Origin of the sequence: Aliiglaciecola sp. M165, from assembly GCF_007197995.1 — a bacterium.
GTDB lineage: Bacteria > Pseudomonadota > Gammaproteobacteria > Enterobacterales > Alteromonadaceae > Aliiglaciecola.
The window spans coordinates 614,926-634,144 of record NZ_VKKH01000004.1 but is presented as its reverse complement, the minus strand read 5'-3'; the positions used below and the strand labels follow the sequence as shown (position 1 = coordinate 634,144).

The window sequence follows — 19,219 nt, the reverse complement described above, 5'->3', positions numbered from 1 at the left end:
TCACACCATGGGAGTGGGATGCAAAAGAAGTGGATAGTCTAACCTTCGGGGGGACGTTCACCACTTTGTGTTTCATGACTGGGGTGAAGTCGTAACAAGGTAACCCTAGGGGAACCTGGGGTTGGATCACCTCCTTACACAAAGGTAATGCCTGTTGTGATGTAGTGCCTACACAGATTGTTTTGTTGTTGAATGAAGAAGAACGATAACTGTTTATTGTGAAGAGTTGGATAAACGCCAGCTTGAAACGACAAATGGGGCTATAGCTCAGCTGGGAGAGCGCCTGCCTTGCACGCAGGAGGTCAGCAGTTCGATCCTGCTTAGCTCCACCATCTACCTACAAGCACTTGCGTTGCAAGTGGGCGTACCAAATGGCTTCACCGGAAGGGAACCTTCCTGACCATTTGCTTACTCGCTAAAGGTTGGTAGATGTAAAAAATGCCTTAATCAATAGATGTTACAAAGCAGTTATTGATTAGGGTTTTTTAAACCTTAAGAGGAAAGTAAAACATCCTCATGTTCTTTAACAATTTGGAAAGCTGATAAAGTAATCAAAAAACAAAGAGTAATATGAAGAGCAATCTTCAAGCGTACTCTATCTGATTTTGTGANGATGTAGTGCCTACACAGATTGTTTTGTTGTTGAATGAAGAAGAACGATGCAAGCATTAGGCTTGTAGCTCAGCTGGTTAGAGCGCACCCCTGATAAGGGTGAGGTCGGCAGTTCAAGTCTGCCCAAGCCTACCATTTTCCTACTTGCTAAAGGTCTGAGGTTTTTACCTTAGTTGAGGAAGTAAATAAAGTGGGGGAATGCGCATCGCTCAGGCAGTGGAAGTAAAGCCTTAATCAATAGATGTTACAAAGCAGTTATTGATTAGGGTTTTTTAAACCTTAAGAGGAAAGTGAAACATCCTCATGTTCTTTAACAATTTGGAAAGCTGATAAAGTAATCAAAAAACAAAGAGTAATATGAAGAGCAATCTTCAAGCGTACTCTATCTGATTTTGTGATTAGCTTGTCACGCATACACAAGCCATTAAATTGGCACCTATGATTTGTGAATAAAAAGGCGCAAANCAAAGCAGTTATTGATTAGGGTTTTTTAAACCTTAAGAGGAAAGTAAAACATCCTCATGTTCTTTAACAATTTGGAAAGCTGATAAAGTAATCAAAAAACAAAGAGTAATATGAAGAGCAATCTTCAAGCGTACTCTATCTGATTTTGTGATTAGCTTGTCACGCATACACGAGCCATTAAATTGGCACCTATGATTTGTGAATAAAAAGGCGCAAATCAAACCAACGAGTAGACCGTTAATCATTCATGTCTTTAGCGGGATATTCAACGATTTGGTTTCTAGGCAAGTGGATACGAAAATCGAGTGAAGGCGCATACGTTTTGTGTATGTAACTGAGCGAGATTGAAGAGCCACGCAGCATAGGAAGCAAAGCGGCAGGATATTTGGGGTTGTATGGTTAAGNAATCAAAAAACAAAGAGTAATATGAAGAGCAATCTTCAAGCGTACTCTATCTGATTTTGTGATTAGCTTGTCACGCATACACAAGCCATTAAATTGGCACCTATGATTTGTGAATAAAAAGGCGCAAATCAAACCAACGAGTAAACCGTTAATCATTCATGTCTTTAGCGGAATATTCAACGATTTGGTTTCTAGGCAAGTGGATACGAAAATCGAGTGAAGGCGCATACGTTGTGTGTATGTAACTGAGCGAGATTGAAGAGCCACGCAGCATAGGAAGCAAAGCGGCAGGATATTTGGGGTTGTATGGTTAAGTGACTAAGCGTATACGGTGGATGCCTAGGCAGTTAGAGGCGATGAAGGACGTGTAAGTCTGCGAAAAGCTGTGGTGAGTTGACAAAACGCATTTGAGCCACAGATGTCCGAATGGGGAAACCCAGTCCTTAGGGACTATCTGCAACTGAATACATAGGTTGTAGAGGCAAACGAGGGGAACTGAAACATCTAAGTACCCTTAGGAAAAGAAATCAATTGAGATTCCCCTAGTAGCGGCGAGCGAACGGGGAGCAGCCGAGGCGATACAAAGTAGTGGAACATGTTGGAAAGCATGGCGATACCGGGTGATAGCCCCGTACACGAAGCGTTGTATTGTCCATATTAAGTAGGTCGGGACACGTGTTATCTTGACTGAAGATGGGGGGACCATCCTCCAAGGCTAAATACTCCTAACTGACCGATAGTGAACCAGTACCGTGAGGGAAAGGCGAAAAGAACCCCTGTGAGGGGAGTGAAATAGAACCTGAAACCGTATACGTACAAGCAGTGGGAGCCCTATCACTAAGTGCCTTTAGTGATATTGCTCACGAAGTGCTTGTTGTTTGGCGCGATTAACATTGACCTGGCGAAGCCAGCCAATGGTCAACCGCGAAATCAAGCAGCAGGGTGCTTAGTGATAGGGTGACTGCGTACCTTTTGTATAATGGGTCAGCGACTTATATTTAGTAGCAAGGTTAACCGAATAGGGGAGCCGTAGTGAAAGCGAGGGTTAACTGCCCGTTGAGTTGCTAGGTATAGACCCGAAACCCGGTGATCTAGCCATGGGCAGGTTGAAGGTTGAGTAACATCAACTGGAGGACCGAACCCACTAACGTTGAAAAGTTAGGGGATGACCTGTGGCTGGGGGTGAAAGGCCAATCAAACCGGGAGATAGCTGGTTCTCCCCGAAAGCTATTTAGGTAGCGCCTCGGACGAACACCTTTGGGGGTAGAGCACTGTTAAGGCTAGGGGGTCATCCCGACTTACCAACCCTTTGCAAACTCCGAATACCAAAGAGTGCTATCCGGGAGACACACGGCGGGTGCTAACGTCCGTCGTGAAGAGGGAAACAACCCAGACCGCCAGCTAAGGTCCCAAAATATTGCTAAGTGGGAAACGATGTGGGAAGGCTAAGACAGCTAGGAGGTTGGCTTAGAAGCAGCCACCCTTTAAAGAAAGCGTAATAGCTCACTAGTCGAGTCGGCCTGCGCGGAAGATGTAACGGGGCTAAGCAATATACCGAAGCTGCGGCAGCAGACATCACTTAANGTGGGAAACGATGTGGGAAGGCTAAGACAGCTAGGAGGTTGGCTTAGAAGCAGCCACCCTTTAAAGAAAGCGTAATAGCTCACTAGTCGAGTCGGCCTGCGCGGAAGATGTAACGGGGCTAAGCAATATACCGAAGCTGCGGCAGCGCATTTATTTGTGCTGGGTAGGGGAGCGTTGTGTAAGTGGCTGAAGGCAAGCTGTGAGGCTTGCTGGACATATCACAAGTGCGAATGCTGACATGAGTAACGATAATGGGGGTGAAAAACCCCCACGCCGGAAGACCAAGGTTTCCTGTCCCATNNNNTTTTTTGTCACCTGCTGGTAAAGCGTTTTTCGAAACGTCGAGAGATGTGAGGAGATAAAGATAAGTAAGTGGTTTTAAGGATGTCTGCTGGGTAGGGGAGCGTTGTGTAAGTGGCTGAAGGCAAGCTGTGAGGCTTGCTGGACATATCACAAGTGCGAATGCTGACATGAGTAACGATAATGGGGGTGAAAAACCCCCACGCCGGAAGACCAAGGTTTCCTGTCCCATGCTAATCAGGGCAGGGTAAGTCGGCCCCTAAGGCGAGGCAGAGATGCGTAGTCGATGGGAAACGGATTAATATTTCCGTACTTGATATATCAGTGAAGGGGGGACGGAGAAGGCTAGACAAGCTTGGTGTTGGTTATCCAAGTGAAAGTGCGTAGGGCGTTGAATTAGGTAAATCCGGTTCGACATTAAACCTGAGACACGAGACGAGTTTCTACGGAAACGAAGTTGTTGATGCCCTGCTTCCAGGAAAAGCCTCTAAACTTATGATATATCGAACCGTACCCCAAACCGACACAGGTGGTCAGGTAGAGAATACTAAGGCGCTTGAGAGAACTCGGGTGAAGGAACTCGGCAAAATCGTACCGTAACTTCGGGAGAAGGTACGCCCTTGTTTGTGATGGAACTTGCTTCCTAAGCGAATGAGGGCCGCAGTGAAATGGTGGCTGGAACTGTTTATTAAAAACACAGCACTGTGCTAAATCGAAAGATGACGTATACGGTGTGACGCCTGCCCGGTGCCGGAAGGTTAATTGATGGGGTTAGCGTAAGCGAAGCTCTTGATCGAAGCCCCGGTAAACGGCGGCCGTAACTATAACGGTCCTAAGGTAGCGAAATTCCTTGTCGGGTAAGTTCCGACCTGCACGAATGGCGTAATCATGGCCACGCTGTCTCCACCCGAGACTCAGTGAAATTGAAATCGCAGTGAAGATGCTGTGTACCCGCACCTAGACGGAAAGACCCCGTGAACCTTTACTACAGCTTGGCACTGAACATTGAACCTACATGTGTAGGATAGGTGGGAGGCTTTGAAGCATAGTCGCTAGATTGTGTGGAGCCGCCGTTGAAATACCACCCTTGTATGTTTGATGTTCTAACATTGGCCCCTAATCGGGGTTGTGGACAGTGTCTGGTGGGTAGTTTGACTGGGGCGGTCTCCTCCCAAAGAGTAACGGAGGAGCACGAAGGTTAGCTAATCACGGTCGGACATCGTGAGGTTAGTGCAATGGCATAAGCTAGCTTAACTGCGAGACAGACACGTCGAGCAGGTACGAAAGTAGGTCATAGTGATCCGGTGGTTCTGAATGGAAGGGCCATCGCTCAACGGATAAAAGGTACTCCGGGGATAACAGGCTGATACCGCCCAAGAGTTCATATCGACGGCGGTGTTTGGCACCTCGATGTCGGCTCATCACATCCTGGGGCTGAAGTCGGTCCCAAGGGTATGGCTGTTCGCCATTTAAAGTGGTACGCGAGCTGGGTTTAGAACGTCGTGAGACAGTTCGGTCCCTATCTGGTGTGGGCGTTGGATGATTGAGGGGAGCTGCTCCTAGTACGAGAGGACCGGAGTGGACGAACCGCTGGTGTTCGGGTTGTTTTGCCAAAGGCATTGCCCGGTAGCTACGTTCGGAATCGATAACCGCTGAAAGCATCTAAGCGGGAAGCGAGCCCCAAGATGAGTCATCCCTGATAGTTTAACTATCCTAAAGGGTTGTTGAAGACTACGACGTAGATAGGCAGGGTGTGGAAGCGTTGCAAGGCGTTAAGCTAACCTGTACTAATTGCCCGTGAGACTTAACCATACAACACCCAAATATCTTCCTTAGGAAGATGGGTGTACGTGACAAGACAACACAAACAAATAGAGTACGCAGACTCTTTGAGATTACACAGCTTTCGAAATTGTAACCAGTTTATGTCTGGCAACCATAGCGATACGGTACCACCTGATTCCATTCCGAACTCAGAAGTGAAACGTATTAGCGGCGATGGTAGTGTGGGGTTTCCCCATGTGAGAGTAGCACATTGCCAGACTCCTATTTAGAAGAAGGGCTATCCATATGGGTAGCCCTTTTTTGCATGTAGAGCCTTTTACACCCTGAGGTTTGAAAAACAGTATTGGATAGCCCTTACTCTAAAGCGCTGCGTGCAAGAGCAATTCCAAAGGGGAAACCTAACCCATCTAGTATCATGCAATACCTTACTTCGTAGTCAATAGATAGGTGTCACACATCCATGTGGATGCTTCCAGCCTGACCATCCATGGTCAGTCGTTCAGGCGGTTAACGCTTCTTCGAAGCTAAGGGCAACCGCCTTCACCCCCATGCGAGAGGAGTTACACGCGCACGCTAGTGTGTCAGGCTCCTATTTAGAGAAAGGCCACCTAATCAGGTGGCCTTACTCTAAAGCGCTGCGCGCAAGAGCAATTCCAAAGGTGAAACCTAACCCATCCGGATCATGCAATTCTTTACTTCGTAGTCAGTAATTAGTTGTCATACTTCCCTGTAGCTGTCTTCACACTGGCCGTGCGCGTACGCATCCATGCCGCCCGTTCAGTCGGTTAACGCTTCTGCGAAGTTAACAACAACCGCCTTCACCCCCATGCTAGAGTAAAATGAGATAAACGTCGTCCCCGAAACGCTCTTATGTCGCGCACGCAGTGCAGGGACCCCTGTGGAAAGGTCAAGTGCGCGGTTCTCTATGAAGGGATTTTAAAAAAATAGCTCAAAACTAACGCACAGATTATCGAATTTTTTATTACAACTTTTACGATGTTAACTGTAATTACTTGAGTATAATTATTGAATGTACGAAATACGGTATTGGATTAAGGCTGTAAGACTTTGCAAGAATTACTATTGATCACTGCTGGTATCGCGCTTGGCGCTACTCTTCTTTCAGTTGGTAAGTTAGCATTTGATTATCGAGAAGTGCTAAGTGCACGCATACTAATGCTCTTGTTGCTAGGTTCGGCTAGTCATATCGTAGCTAGCGTTGTTGATGGCAATAACCTTTTTGTATTGACCCTGCAAATGTTTGCATCAACGGTTCCTCCTTTATTCTGGTTATTTGCTTTGGCCTTTTTCCAAACAAGAGAATCACCTTTTAGATTGGATTCAAAACACTATTTAGTTCTATTCATTACCATTGCGATGGGCCTAGGGTTGTGCATTCAAAATCATGGGGAGATATACAACGATCCTGGACCTTTTCTCTATTTAAACTTCATCGTAAAGTCTTTGCTGGTCTGCCTAGGCTTATATGCAGTTACCAGAAACTGGGACAATGATTTAGTAGAGTGTAGACGTAAGATCCGCTTAGGGATTGTAGGTGTGGCAGGCTTGTTGGTTATTTTTGTGATGGCAGCAGAGATTATTTATAGCGGTAATACGCCCAATGGTCTTAAATTGGCAACTCTGCTCACTATGATGTTCATTGCCTTAGTTGTAAGTTTTTGGATGATGGTAGCCAATCCTGACGGATTCATTCAAGCGATAGATGAGGTGGGGCTAACTCAGCAAAGATTTCACCCCAAATCTGAAAATATCAGTGTTATAGACCAACAATGGCTAGATACATTAAAAAACTGCATGGAAAAAGAAGAGTATTATAAGAATAATGACCTAACCATTCGTAGTTTGGCTGACAACATCGACATACCAGAGCACCATTTACGCAGGCTAATAAACCAACACCTTGGTTTTCGAAATTTTAATGATTATCTCAATCGTTTTCGGATCAAAGAAGCCTCAGTAAGACTCACCGATCCTGAACAAGCGCGATTGCCTATTACCACAATCGCGATTGAGTCAGGATATTCCTCGTTGACGACCTTTAATAAAGCGTTTAAAGCAATCAATGAAATGACACCTACCGAATATCGTAGAATGAGCTTAAATTAGTCGTAGGCGTATCCAAATAAGATTTAAAAACTGACCGATTTCAAAAAAACATAGTGAATTTCGAAATTGTACTAAGGTTTTTGATATCAATAAGACGCTTCCACGATTTACTTCTTAAATGACGAGCAGGCATACACGCCATATTCAACTTATTTAAGGGGCAACTCATGAGCCGTTATCGTTCTACTTTTCTAATCGTTTCAATCGCTTTGCTGTTAACAGCAACTGGTGCCGTCCAAGCAAATACGCAAAGTGCTAAAGATGTTGTATTGGCAGAGGCCATTGCGCTGTGTGAATCTGCTGCTAATAGCAAATATGGTGATGGCTCAATCAAGTCTATTAGTGAAAGAGTTAAATGGTCAAAAGGACTAAAAGGCGCAACTGTGAAAATGAAAATAAAGCAAAAATCCAAAAAAGCGCGCAAATATTCTTGCGTCGTCAGTCTGGATAAATCGGTTGGTTTTCATAAAGTCTAAAGTTAATAAATGTGCCTTGCGAGTGAATTATTAAGCAGGGCGCTTTTCTTCCCATTGGTTTTTGCTTGTCGCAAAGGACCAGCTATTAACTAGCCAACCGCCATACTTAATAAAAAATCAGTTGCTAACTTCTACTACCATTTCAATTTCAACCACCATTCCTCTTGGCAGCGAATTCATGCCGACCGCAGCCCTTGCATGCTTGCCCTTAGCGCCAAATACTTCAACCATAAAATCAGAAAAACCATTGATGACTTCGGGGTGCTGCGTGAAGTCGTCGGTTGAATTGACCATGCCTGTTACTTTAACAATACGTACTACCTTATTTAGATCTTTAATTTCTTTTTTTAAAGAGCCCAGGATACCTATTGCTACAGCTCTGGCGGCTCTATAACCTTCCTCAACAGAGGTGTCTTTTCCTAGCTTTCCTTTGATAAGTTGACCGTTACTATCAACTGGACCATGACCTGCCATAAACACCAGGTTACCTGTTCTAACTGCGTGTACATAGTTGGCGACAGGTGTGGATGGTGTTGGTAATTCAATACCCATGGATTTAAGTTTGTGATCTGGAGAATGCTCGGCACCAACAAAAAAGGAACAAAGAGCGAATAACGTTAGTAGTGTAACGGACGGGATTTTTAGCTTAGTAATCGGCATATTTCTTTTACTCCGAAAGTGTAAGGTTGCCACGTATTAACCCATACATCTGCATATCATGGAAGTCCCCGTTCCAATAGCATTTTTCTTTTAGGGTTCCTTCAAGTTTAAACCCGAGTTTTTTGACAAGCGTTTGTGACGGCAAATTACTGGGTAGTATTAATGCCTCAATACGATGCACATAAAAATGAAAGTTTTCATCAAATATAAACTGACAAATTTGATGTATCGCTTCTCTGGCATAACCTTTTCCCCAAAACATTGGCGATAGTTCATAGCCAATGACCGCACTATGATCGTATTGGTTCCAATGGGTAAAGCCACAAGTTCCTACAAATTGACCCGAGTGATTTTCTCTTATTGCCCAGCGAATTCCAGTATCACTGTCAAACCGAGCATCAAAATATTCAACAAGTTTTACTGCTTCGTCCGGGTCTTTGAAACGCTCTACATCGTAGTGCTCTATGACGCGAGGGTCAGAAAAAATAGCAAACAATTCGTCTCTATCTTGTAACGTAAGTTGGTTTAACGTGAGTCTTAGAGTAGCTAGATTTGGAAATGATGTTAAAGGCATGCTTACCTACGTGCGAATGAGTGTTGCTTAACTCATTATTGCCGAATTCACTATGGATGCAATGATTTGATCTGTCGGAACGGTATTTCAAACACAAAAAAACCGGCGCAATAGCCGGTTTTTCACTCCAAGAAACCGTGTTTAGTCTTTCACTCGACCAGCACGTTTTCTCTCATTTTCAGTTAGCAATTTTTTGCGCACACGAATGCTCTCTGGCGTAACTTCTACCAGTTCATCGTTGTCGATAAATTCTAGTGCTTGTTCCAATGACATTTTAATCGGTGGAACAAGGACCTGCGCTTCATCCGTGCCTGAAGCTCGAACGTTTGTAAGTTGCTTACCCTTAAGTGCATTAACGGTTAGGTCATTGTCACGACTGTGAATACCAATTACCATACCTTCATAAACTTCAACACCATGTCCGATAAACAGACGGCCACGTTCTTGAAGGTTAAACAATGCGTTAGTTAGCGCCTTTCCTGTAGCGTTTGCGATCAACACACCGTTTTTACGTTGACCTATTTTACCGCCTTTGTGCGGGCCGTAATGATCAAATGTATGGTATATCAAACCAGAACCAGAGGTTAAGGTCATAAAGTCAGTTTGGAAGCCAATTAAGCCACGACTTGGAATAATAAAGTCCATACGGATACGACCTTTACCGTCTGGAGACATATCAGTCAGTTCGCCCTTACGAAGACCAATTTGTTCCATGATCGAACCTTGATGTTCTTCTTCCACATCGATGGTTACGGTTTCAAACGGTTCATGAGTTTGGCCATCCACTTCACGCAGAATAACTTCCGGGCGTGAAACTGCTAACTCGTAACCCTCACGACGCATATTCTCAATAAGAATACCTAGATGAAGTTCACCACGACCAGAAACGCGGAATTTATCTGGATCTTCTGTCTCTTCCACACGAAGTGCTACGTTGTGTACCAGTTCGTTGTGTAAACGTTCCAAAATATTACGTGAGGTGACGTACTTACCTTCTTTACCTGCAAAAGGTGAAGTATTTACCTGGAATGTCATGGTCACTGTGGGTTCATCAACCGACAGTGGCGGTAGGGCTTCTACGGCATTTGGGTCGCAAATTGTGTCGGAGATCTTTAGCTCACCTAAACCTGTGATAGCTATAATGTCGCCAGCTTGAGCTTCACTTACTTCGTGTCTATCAAGACCAAGGTAACCTTGTACTTGGCCAACCTTACCGTTTCGTTTAGTGCCGTCTGCCATCACTACAGTAACTTGTTGGTTTGGTTTGACGCTTCCTCTGGTTACACGACCGACGCCGATTACACCCACGTAAGAGTTGTAATCAAGCTGAGATATTTGCATTTGGAATGCACCTTCAGGATCAGCACTTGGTGCTTCAACAACGTCGACAATCGTTTGGAATAAATCCGTCATATCGCTTGCTTGTACATCGGCATCACGTGACGCCCAGCCGTTAAGCGCAGAGGCGTAAACGACTTCAAAGTCCAACTGTTCGTCGGTAGCCCCAAGGTTGTCAAACAAATCAAAAACCTGATCCATAACCCAATCAGGGCGCGCACCTGGCTTATCGATTTTATTGATTACTACGATAGGTTTAAGACCCTGAGCGAAGGCTTTTTGCGTAACGAAGCGGGTTTGAGGCATTGGGCCTTCTTGTGCATCCACTAAAAGTAGAACCGAGTCTGCCATTGACATTACACGCTCAACTTCACCACCAAAGTCTGCGTGTCCCGGAGTATCAACGATGTTGATTCGGTAATCGTTCCAGTTTATCGCGGTATTTTTAGCTAGAATGGTAATACCACGTTCTTTTTCAATATCGTTTGAGTCCATGACTCGTTCTTCAGCTTCACCGCGATTGTCAAGTGTGCCTGATTGCTGCAGCAATTTGTCTACCAGGGTCGTTTTGCCATGGTCAACGTGCGCAATTATCGCAATGTTTCTTAAGTTGCTGATATCTCTCATAATAGTTTGTAAGCCTGTCTTGGTTTCTACGCTCGGAATGCCGCTGTGGGTGCCAGTTTGATGTGCTGGAATATGCCGAGAATTGCAATTTGCGCGGATTATACAGATAAACACACCGCAATGCCGCACTTTTATTCGCTTGAAGGCGGATTCGACATTCAAGGCTCAGCATTGATAATTAGGTAATGCATAGATCATTCATCGTCGATTCCGTTTGCACCAACATGATCCAAAATGCACCACTTTGGAACTTTATTGTTGAAGCAAATGCAGGTCTGATGTGTAAATTGGCTTAAGAATAGGGCATACACAAGTGTCGTTTTATGGCACGATAATCGCTTACACCTATGCCATCATTACTAAATGAAACCATTTTTAATCTTTGATTATTTTTCAGGAGGACACAATGTCAGTAGAAAAGGCCTTAGACCTTATCAAAGAGAGCGAAGCGAAGTTCATTGACTTACGTTTTACCGACACAAAAGGTAAAGAACAACACGTTTCAATTCCTAGCCACCAAGTCGACGAAGACTTTTTCGAAGAAGGTAAGATGTTTGATGGTTCTTCTATCGCAGGATGGAAAGGCATTAACGAATCTGACATGGTGCTTATGCCTGACCCAGAGACAGCGGTTTTAGACCCTTTTGCTGAAGAAACTCAAGTGAATATTCGTTGTGATATTCTCGAGCCTTCAACGATGCAAGGTTATGAGCGTGATCCACGTTCTGTTGCACGCCGTGCCGAGGAATACCTCAAGTCTACCGGTATTGGTGACGAAGTTTACTTCGGCCCAGAGCCAGAATTCTTCTTGTTTGATGATGTGAAATTCCACACTGACATGGCAGGCTCTTTCTACAAGATCGATTCTGAAGAAGCTAAATGGAATTCAGGTGCAGATTTTGAAGATGGTAACCTAGCTCACCGTCCAGGTGTTAAAGGTGGTTATTTCCCTGTTCCTCCAGTCGATTCTGCTCACGATACACGTGCAGCAATGTGTATGGTAATGGAAGAAATGGGTTTGACTGTAGAAGCGCATCACCATGAGGTGGCAACTGCGGGACAAAACGAAATTGCCTGTTTGTTTAACACACTTGTTAAAAAAGCAGATGAAATTCAAATCTATAAGTACGTAGTTCATAATGTTGCACACGCATATGGGCAAACGGCTACGTTTATGCCTAAGCCACTTGTAGGCGATAACGGTTCAGGTATGCACTGTCACCAATCTATCAGCAAAAACGGTAAAAATGTCTTTGCTGGTGACAAATATGCAGGCATGTCAGAAGAAGCGCTTTACTACATCGGTGGTATCATCAAACATGCTCGTGCTATCAACGCGTTTGCTAATGCTTCGACTAACTCATATAAGCGTTTGGTTCCTGGATTTGAAGCGCCAGTTATGTTGGCTTATTCAGCACGTAACCGTTCAGCGTCTATTCGTATTCCATTTGTAACCAGCGAACGTGCTCGTCGTATTGAAGTTCGTTTCCCTGACCCAACAGCCAACCCTTATCTAGCCTTTACCGCTATGTTAATGGCTGGCCTAGACGGGATCAAAAACAAAATCCATCCTGGCGATTCAATGGACAAGGATCTTTATGACTTACCAGCAGAAGAAGCTGCTGAGATCCCACAAGTTGCTAGTTCTTTAGAGCAAGCTCTTGATGCCTTGGATAATGATCGTGACTTCCTAACTGCAGGTGGCGTGATGACCGATGACATGATCGACGGTTATATTGATCTTAAGCGTGCCGAAGTAACGACTTTGAACATGACTACACACCCGGTCGAATTTGACATGTACTACAGCGTATAACGCAAAAGTTATTGAATTTAATACTAGCCCGCTTAATTGCGGGCTTTTTTTTGTCTGTGAAACAGCTACAATTCATAAATGAAGTTGATTATAACCACACTTACCTGTGTATTGGCCCTCGTTGTCAATGCCAGTGAACTGTATAAAATTGTCCATGAAGATGGCACAGTTACCTATACTGACAAGCCTACCAAAGGCGCGGTGTTAGTCGATTTAGAAAAAACTAACAGTGCTACTATGCCGGCATTGGTTGATAGTAAAACTCAACAGTTACCTGCCAAGCGTGTTGACAAAACATTACCTAAGTATCAACTCACAATCCTATCGCCAGCAAAAGAAGAGACGATTCGAAACAACCTTGGTAAAGTTACCGTAGCAGGTCAACTCGATCCTGTTGGTAACGGCAAATTTGAATTGTATCTTGATGGCCAGCTTGTTCAGACAAGTCCTGCTCCTTCATTTCAGCTTCAAGATGTTGTCCGTGGAGAACATAGTATTCAAATCAAGTTTATCCACCATACAGGCAAGATACTTGCATCATCAGAACCACGGGTTTTCTTTGTCCATCAAGCATCAGTGTTTATCAATCCTAATTAGGATTTAACCGCTCCAATTGCACCAGGACGATTCACAAAGAAAGACGTATGATTAGTAATGCACTAAGATAGTGCAAATGGTTTTGTTGGATAATTGACGTTGGAAGAGCAAGCTAATTATTTGTTAGAAAGTCTGGCAACGGCCGTCTTGGTTGTTGATGACCAGCTATCTGTAAAATATGCCAACCTTGCAGCGCAGTCAGTGTTAGAGCGCAGTGATAACCAATTGCTGGGGTTTCCTGTCACACAGTTTATTTCCCATTCTAGTGTGGCTTTTTCACGTCTCAAAAATGTTTTCAAAAAAAATGACGGCTTTTCTGATGGAGAGGTACTGCTAACTTTCTTCGATGGTCGCCATATTTTGGCCGATGTAACGGTGACTTGTTTTGAACATCAAAAAAAGTCTGCGTTGTTGCTTGAAATTAAAGTTATCGATCAACAAAAACGCATTAGCCAAGAGAGCCAACAATGGGCGCAACAGCAAGCAGCGCGTGAGCTTATCCGCGGATTAGCGCACGAAATTAAAAACCCGCTAGGTGGGTTGAGAGGAGCTGCTCAGTTACTTGAAAAACAATTGCCAAACCAAGAACTTAAAGAATTTACTCAAGTAATTGTTGAGCAGTCTGACAGGTTAACAAATTTAGTCGACCGCCTTTTGGGGCCGAACTCGCCGCCCAATTTCCAATGGGCCAATATTCATCAAGTGCTTGAAAAGATCAGGACCTTGGTTTCCCTGGACGACATTAAAAATATTGATATTGCCCGTGACTATGACCCAAGTATTCCAGATATGTTTTTCGATCAGGACATGCTTCAACAAGCGGTATTAAATATTGTCCGAAACAGTGTGCAAGCCCTTGCAGAACAGCCATACCAAGGCCAGATTTTACTGAAAAGTCGGATTAAACGTCAGCTCACTATCCACGGTAAGAAACACCCGCTGGTAGCGCAAATAAAAATCATTGATAACGGGCCGGGTATACCACTCGAACTAAAAGACACACTGTTCTACCCGATGGTCACAGGGAAATCTAACGGAACGGGCTTAGGCCTATCTATCGCACAGACTTTGGTCGATCAGCATGAAGGGAAAATAGATGTTGAAAGCTGGCCAGGTCATACAGAATTTAAAATATTTTTACCAATAATTAAGAAGGAATCTGCCGAATGAGTGCTGAACCAGTATGGGTAGTAGACGATGACAGCTCTATTCGATGGGTGTTACAAAAGGCGTTGCAGTCAGCAAACATTCCATGTTTCAGTTTTGAAAACCCAGTAGATTTGCTACGACAATTGCACTCTGGGCAACAACCGGAAGTTATAGTGTCAGACATTAGAATGCCTCAAATGGATGGTATGGCATTACTAAGCGAGGTGCATTCTCATTTTCCAGACATTCCAGTGATCATTATGACAGCACATTCTGATTTGGATAGTGCCGTGAATGCTTACCAAAGTGGTGCATTTGAATATTTGCCTAAACCTTTTGATATTGATGAAGCAGTGAGTTTAGTTCAGCGCGCCCTAGCTCATGCCCGAGAAAAAACCTCGCAAAATGCGTCTCAGCCCGAAATCAAAGACACGGAAATAATCGGTGAGGCGCCTGCGATGCAGGAGGTTTTTCGGGCGATTGGACGTTTATCCCGCTCAAGCATTAGCGTACTAATTAATGGCCAATCAGGCACAGGTAAAGAACTTGTCGCACATGCTTTGCATCGTCATAGCCCTCGGAAAAACGAGACCTTTATTGCTCTTAATATGGCCGCTATTCCCGCTGATTTAATCGAATCAGAGTTGTTTGGTCACGAAAAAGGGGCGTTTACCGGAGCCCAAGCGGCAAGGCAAGGGCGCTTTGAGCAAGCAAATGGTGGAACCCTGTTTTTAGATGAAATTGGTGATATGCCATTGGATATTCAGACGCGCTTGTTAAGGGTGCTGGCTGATGGGCAGTTTTATCGAGTTGGAGGTCATAATCCGGTTAAAGTCGACGTGCGCATTATTGCTGCAACACACCAGAACCTTGAAAAGCGTGTTGCTAATGGGAAGTTTCGTGAAGATCTTTATCATCGCTTAAACGTGATCAAAATACACATACCTACCTTGTCACAAAGGCGAGAAGATATCCCCCTCCTCGCGCAACATTTTTTGCAGACGGCTGCCAAAGAGCTCGCTGTTGAAACCAAAACATTGAGTAAAGAAGCGTCTAAAATTCTCTCTCAGTTGCCCTGGCCTGGTAACGTTCGTCAATTAGAAAATATGTGTCGTTGGTTGACTGTCATGGCAAGTGGCCAAGAAGTACTGGTGAATGATTTGCCGCCAGAAATTCACGCAGAACCGAGCAGCACTGAGGTGAGTCAATCTGATTCAGATTGGCGAGTTTTATTATCAGCGTGGGCCGACAAGCAATTGCATGCCGGGCGAAATAACATTTTGGATGAAGCCACTCATGATTTCGAAAAAATTATGCTTGAAAGAGCATTGCAGTACACTAACGGGCACAAGCAGGATGCAGCAAAACGTCTTGGTTGGGGGCGAAATACCTTAACGCGCAAATTAAAAGAGCTGGACTTTTAGGCGATTTAGCCAAGTTTAAGTGACTTTCGCGGCCAAATCAGGTTTTTTAGATCCCCTATCATTGCGGATGGTATTATAACATTCGAGAAAAGATCATGAAGGAAGTCTGTTGGAAATTGCCCTGGTTCTGTTCGCTGCGCTATTGCATGCCACATGGAATGGACTGCTAAAACACAGTAAAAACAGGCTGCTCTCCCTTTCATTTAATCGTTTAGTCGGTGTTGTTCTTGGTATTGCTCTGATCACCCTTTTACCGCCAATTACACCTAAGGCCTGGCCTTATTTATTTATCGCTAGTGCGATTCACATTGTTTACTTTTTTAGCTTGCTTGGTGCTTACAAACATGGTGATTTTTCTCAGGTTTATCCTATTTCTCGTGGCGTTGCACCTGTCATTATATTGCTTGTTGGAGGACTATGGGGAACTGACAGCTTAGGTTTGTACGAGTCAGTCGGAGTCATTATTATAAGTTTAGGCATAATTTTACTTGCTGGAAGACTGCGTGGTACTGACAAGCGAGCCTTAATTTACGCAGCAATTACCGCTGTGTGTATTGCAGGTTACACCTTTGCAAGTGGTTTAGGGGTAAGGCAAACGTCGACTTTTATTATCTACGCGGCGTGGCTTGAAACCTTGTCAGGTTCGAGCTTTATTATCATCTCGGCAATTCGTTATCGACGGCAGATAGAATGGCAACATATTCGCTTTGAAACTGTAAAATGGGACATGCTAAGTGGCGTTCTGGCAACCGGTGGATTTGCTGTTGCGTTATGGGCCATGTCTATAATACCCATTGCGACGGTCGCAGCATTACGTGAAACCAGTGTTGTCTTTGCAGCACTAATAGGCTGGTTGTTCTTAGGTGAACGTTATGGTGTAAAACGAGTGTTTGCCGCATTACTCGTGTTTATTGGTATAGTGACGCTTTTGTTAGGCAGAAAGCTAATGAGCTAACTTGAATCGAGGGTAAGTGTACGCTGCAGTCAGCGCTCATTTGTGAATTGTCCAATAATGTCTTTTAAGCTGAATGTTGGTGGCTCTGATTATTTTACAATCATTAACACTCCGGTTTGACGAAGATCTACTCTACTTCAGTGTAGTTTTAATAACCTAATAAAACTGCTGACTTGAAGTGGTTACCTATGAAAGTTATTCACTTAAAATGTATCTATAGTGAGATTGGAACTCCCATATCTCTATTTAAGAAACCAAAACTTTGATGCCTCGATGGAAATAATAGAGTTTTAAGTCAACAGTGACTGTATATCCTCAATATCCGCCACTAATGTAAAAAGCCTCGTCGTTGTTTAGTTCAAACATGTGATTACCCGCACTTATGTGTTTTACAAACCTGTACCTAGGATATGTATTTGAGGCTTAGCCGGCTAAGTAAATAACAGCGACTACGCTTAGTGGCAATACGCAATTGTTCATCTGTTCAATTTCACAATGTGATAGTGTTTTCATTCTATTTCTCCAATTGGCAATTTAGATTTTCTATTCACGTAGGAGCTACTGTTTCACCTATTACTGACTACTTCTTCAATGTGCAGAGCTTTCAGTGGACGGTCAAACAATAGCGAGATTGGCTGCTCTATATTGATTGGTGGAGATGGCGTGAGTTGAAACCACTTCCAGAAAGATTTTAAAATTGATACTGCATGCCATTTCAAATCTAAGATTAGACTACACTTTAATCTGGTAAGAGTCTCAGATGCTCTTACTACTAGATGGAATCTAAATTTCAAACCAAGCCAAATCAACAAAGGGGATCGTAATGCGAGAAGGAGAAATAACCGGCGGATGCATGTGCGGTATGATTCGCTACAAAGTGACTACCACCCCCTCCTGTTCAACTATATGCCACTGTAATGATTGTCGTCTCGCTTGTGGTGCGCAGTCTGTTGCATGGTTCTCGCTTCCAGTTGAAAGTTTCGTTATCACAAAAGGAAACCCCAAAACCTATCAATCGTCGAACAACGCAACTCGAACTTTTTGTCATGAATGCGGTACATCTCTCACGTATATAAATGAAAGTCGAGCACATGAAGTAGATGTAACGACCTCTAGCCTAGATGATCCGGAACAATTTCCGCCAGAAAAGCAGGTTTACGAAGAGCATAAACTTTCATGGGTAAAGGTTTAATTCAAGACTATTAAGGCAGGGGTAACATACACAATAAAAAAGCCATCAAAAGACGGCTTGTTATTTTTGATTGGTGGAGCTGGCGAGAGTTGAACCTGCGACCAGAAAGCATCAACCATTAGTACTACATGCCTATTTGTCTTTTGTTTAACTATTTCGGGTTCTCAAGTGTTGCGTTACCTCGTTAAAACGAAAAATGTCTAACGAATAATTGAATTAAAGTGAGAGCTAGTTAACTAGATCCCAATTCAAATATAATTAGTATTGCTAGCTAATAATATTTGGCCAGTTTGGTTAGTCCTTCGCCAACAATCAACGATGTTGCTGACTACATTAAGCAGTGCCCAGGATGATTGAAGTTCCCTAATTTAATCAGATTCAGTTGTAGATTGATAAGGCTTATTATCGCTGATAAGCCTGAATATATGAGACTAAAATATTGGGCACTCTATCTAACTGCGCGCTTGGTCGCTAATTAATCCCTCAGGGCTACTTGCCGATGAGTCTTAGGAATTCTGTTCGGGTAGCTTGAGAGTTGCGAAATGAGCCAAGCATTACAGAAGTGATCATCGATGAATTCTGTTTTTGCACACCGCGCATCATCATACACATGTGTTTACCTTCCATAACTACGCCCACGCCTTTTGCCCCTGTCACTTCTTGTACTGCATCGGCAATTTGTTTGGTCAGACCTTCTTGGATTTGCAACCGTCTTGCATACATGTCTACGATACGAGCAAATTTTGATAAACCAAGCACTTTGCCGTTAGGTATATAGGCAATGTGACAACGCCCAATGAAGGGTAGAACGTGATGTTCACACAAAGAATAGTATTCGATGTCCTGAACTATCACCATTTCATCGGTGTCAGCTTCAAAGATGGCATCGTTGATGACATCTTTTAGTTCCTTCTGATACCCATCGGTTAAAAACTTCATGGCCTTTGCAGCACGTTTTGGAGTATCTAGTAAACCTTCTCGGTTGACGTCCTCACCAAGGATACTAAGAATTTGTGAATAGTGGTGCGTTAGTTTGTCAGACATTAAACTGTTTTCTCTTGAACTGCTTAGCCTCTTGTCATGGGCTATCATTTAGATTGTAAATCGCATCATAACACTATGACTGAAGTATA

12 protein-coding genes, 2 tRNA genes and 3 rRNA genes are annotated in these 19,219 nt (G+C 43.7%); 13 read left to right on the top strand and 4 right to left on the bottom strand.

Features of this window, described 5'->3' with window-relative positions:
* From FM019_RS10115 to FM019_RS10090, 7 genes are all read left to right on the top strand, one after another.
* Positions 1-137 (top strand): 16S ribosomal RNA (locus FM019_RS10115); the annotation flags it as partial.
* Between the two features lie 119 nt (positions 138-256).
* Positions 257-332, top strand: a tRNA-Ala gene (locus FM019_RS10110).
* Between the two features lie 338 nt (positions 333-670).
* Positions 671-747 (top strand) — tRNA-Ile (locus FM019_RS10105).
* Between the two features lie 1,043 nt (positions 748-1,790).
* Positions 1,791-5,178 (top strand): 23S ribosomal RNA (locus tag FM019_RS20915).
* A 116-nt stretch (positions 5,179-5,294) separates the two neighbouring features.
* Positions 5,295-5,410 (top strand): 5S ribosomal RNA (gene rrf, locus FM019_RS10100).
* A gap of 809 nt (positions 5,411-6,219) precedes the next feature.
* Positions 6,220-7,278, top strand: a complete 1,059-nt coding sequence (locus FM019_RS10095) for a helix-turn-helix domain-containing protein (protein ID WP_143835777.1) — start codon at positions 6,220-6,222, stop codon at positions 7,276-7,278.
* Positions 7,279-7,445: 167 nt separating this feature from the next.
* Entirely contained in the window at positions 7,446-7,754 is a 309-nt protein-coding gene (locus tag FM019_RS10090; protein ID WP_143835776.1) for a hypothetical protein, read from the top strand.
* Between the two features lie 117 nt (positions 7,755-7,871).
* Here FM019_RS10090 and FM019_RS10085 read toward each other — a convergent pair whose 3' ends face one another.
* From FM019_RS10085 to typA, 3 genes are all read right to left on the bottom strand, one after another.
* On the bottom strand, positions 7,872-8,414 hold the full coding sequence (locus FM019_RS10085; RefSeq protein ID WP_143835775.1) for a RidA family protein: 543 nt from the start codon (positions 8,412-8,414) through the stop codon (positions 7,872-7,874).
* A 7-nt stretch (positions 8,415-8,421) separates the two neighbouring features.
* Entirely contained in the window at positions 8,422-8,988 is a 567-nt protein-coding gene (locus tag FM019_RS10080) for a GNAT family N-acetyltransferase (protein ID WP_143835774.1), read from the bottom strand.
* Between the two features lie 141 nt (positions 8,989-9,129).
* On the bottom strand, positions 9,130-10,953 hold the full coding sequence (typA, locus tag FM019_RS10075; RefSeq protein ID WP_143835773.1) for a translational GTPase TypA: 1,824 nt from the start codon (positions 10,951-10,953) through the stop codon (positions 9,130-9,132).
* Positions 10,954-11,359: 406 nt separating this feature from the next.
* Here typA and glnA point away from each other — a divergent pair, with 406 nt between their 5' ends.
* From glnA to FM019_RS10045, 6 genes are all read left to right on the top strand, one after another.
* On the top strand, positions 11,360-12,769 hold the full coding sequence (glnA, locus tag FM019_RS10070) for a glutamate--ammonia ligase (RefSeq protein WP_143835772.1): 1,410 nt from the start codon (positions 11,360-11,362) through the stop codon (positions 12,767-12,769).
* 78 nt (positions 12,770-12,847) lie between these two features.
* Positions 12,848-13,366, top strand: a complete 519-nt coding sequence (locus FM019_RS10065) for a DUF4124 domain-containing protein (protein WP_143835771.1) — start codon at positions 12,848-12,850, stop codon at positions 13,364-13,366.
* Between the two features lie 99 nt (positions 13,367-13,465).
* A complete protein-coding gene (glnL, locus tag FM019_RS10060; RefSeq protein WP_143835770.1) occupies positions 13,466-14,536 on the top strand; it encodes a nitrogen regulation protein NR(II) in 1,071 nt (356 codons plus the stop codon).
* Positions 14,533-15,939 carry a nitrogen regulation protein NR(I) gene (glnG, locus tag FM019_RS10055; protein WP_143835769.1) on the top strand — a complete coding sequence of 469 codons (1,407 nt, stop codon included), beginning with the start codon at positions 14,533-14,535 and terminating at the stop codon, positions 15,937-15,939. The genes glnL and glnG overlap by 4 nt, the downstream gene beginning before the upstream one ends.
* 109 nt (positions 15,940-16,048) lie before the next feature.
* Positions 16,049-16,894 carry an EamA family transporter gene (locus FM019_RS10050; RefSeq protein WP_185969246.1) on the top strand — a complete coding sequence of 282 codons (846 nt, stop codon included), beginning with the start codon at positions 16,049-16,051 and terminating at the stop codon, positions 16,892-16,894.
* A gap of 823 nt (positions 16,895-17,717) precedes the next feature.
* On the top strand, positions 17,718-18,086 hold the full coding sequence (locus FM019_RS10045; RefSeq protein ID WP_143835767.1) for a GFA family protein: 369 nt from the start codon (positions 17,718-17,720) through the stop codon (positions 18,084-18,086).
* A gap of 489 nt (positions 18,087-18,575) precedes the next feature.
* Here FM019_RS10045 and folE read toward each other — a convergent pair whose 3' ends face one another.
* Positions 18,576-19,130, bottom strand: coding sequence for a GTP cyclohydrolase I FolE (gene folE / locus FM019_RS10040; RefSeq protein WP_221934369.1), 555 nt, complete (start codon positions 19,128-19,130; stop codon positions 18,576-18,578).
* Positions 19,131-19,219: the final 89 nt, after the last annotated feature.

Bases quoted from the DNA above. Each gene is read 5' to 3' on its own strand.
- FM019_RS10090 (WP_143835776.1), top strand. From the start codon at position 7,446: ATGAGCCGTTATCGTTCTACTTTTCTAATCGTTTCAATCGCTTTGCTG.
- FM019_RS10085 (WP_143835775.1), bottom strand. From the start codon at position 8,414: ATGCCGATTACTAAGCTAAAAATCCCGTCCGTTACACTACTAACGTTA.
- FM019_RS10080 (WP_143835774.1), bottom strand. From the start codon at position 8,988: ATGCCTTTAACATCATTTCCAAATCTAGCTACTCTAAGACTCACGTTA.
- typA (WP_143835773.1), bottom strand. From the start codon at position 10,953: ATGAGAGATATCAGCAACTTAAGAAACATTGCGATAATTGCGCACGTT.
- glnA (WP_143835772.1), top strand. From the start codon at position 11,360: ATGTCAGTAGAAAAGGCCTTAGACCTTATCAAAGAGAGCGAAGCGAAG.
- FM019_RS10065 (WP_143835771.1), top strand. From the start codon at position 12,848: ATGAAGTTGATTATAACCACACTTACCTGTGTATTGGCCCTCGTTGTC.
- glnG (WP_143835769.1), top strand. From the start codon at position 14,533: ATGAGTGCTGAACCAGTATGGGTAGTAGACGATGACAGCTCTATTCGA.
- FM019_RS10045 (WP_143835767.1), top strand. From the start codon at position 17,718: ATGCGAGAAGGAGAAATAACCGGCGGATGCATGTGCGGTATGATTCGC.
- folE (WP_221934369.1), bottom strand. From the start codon at position 19,130: ATGTCTGACAAACTAACGCACCACTATTCACAAATTCTTAGTATCCTT.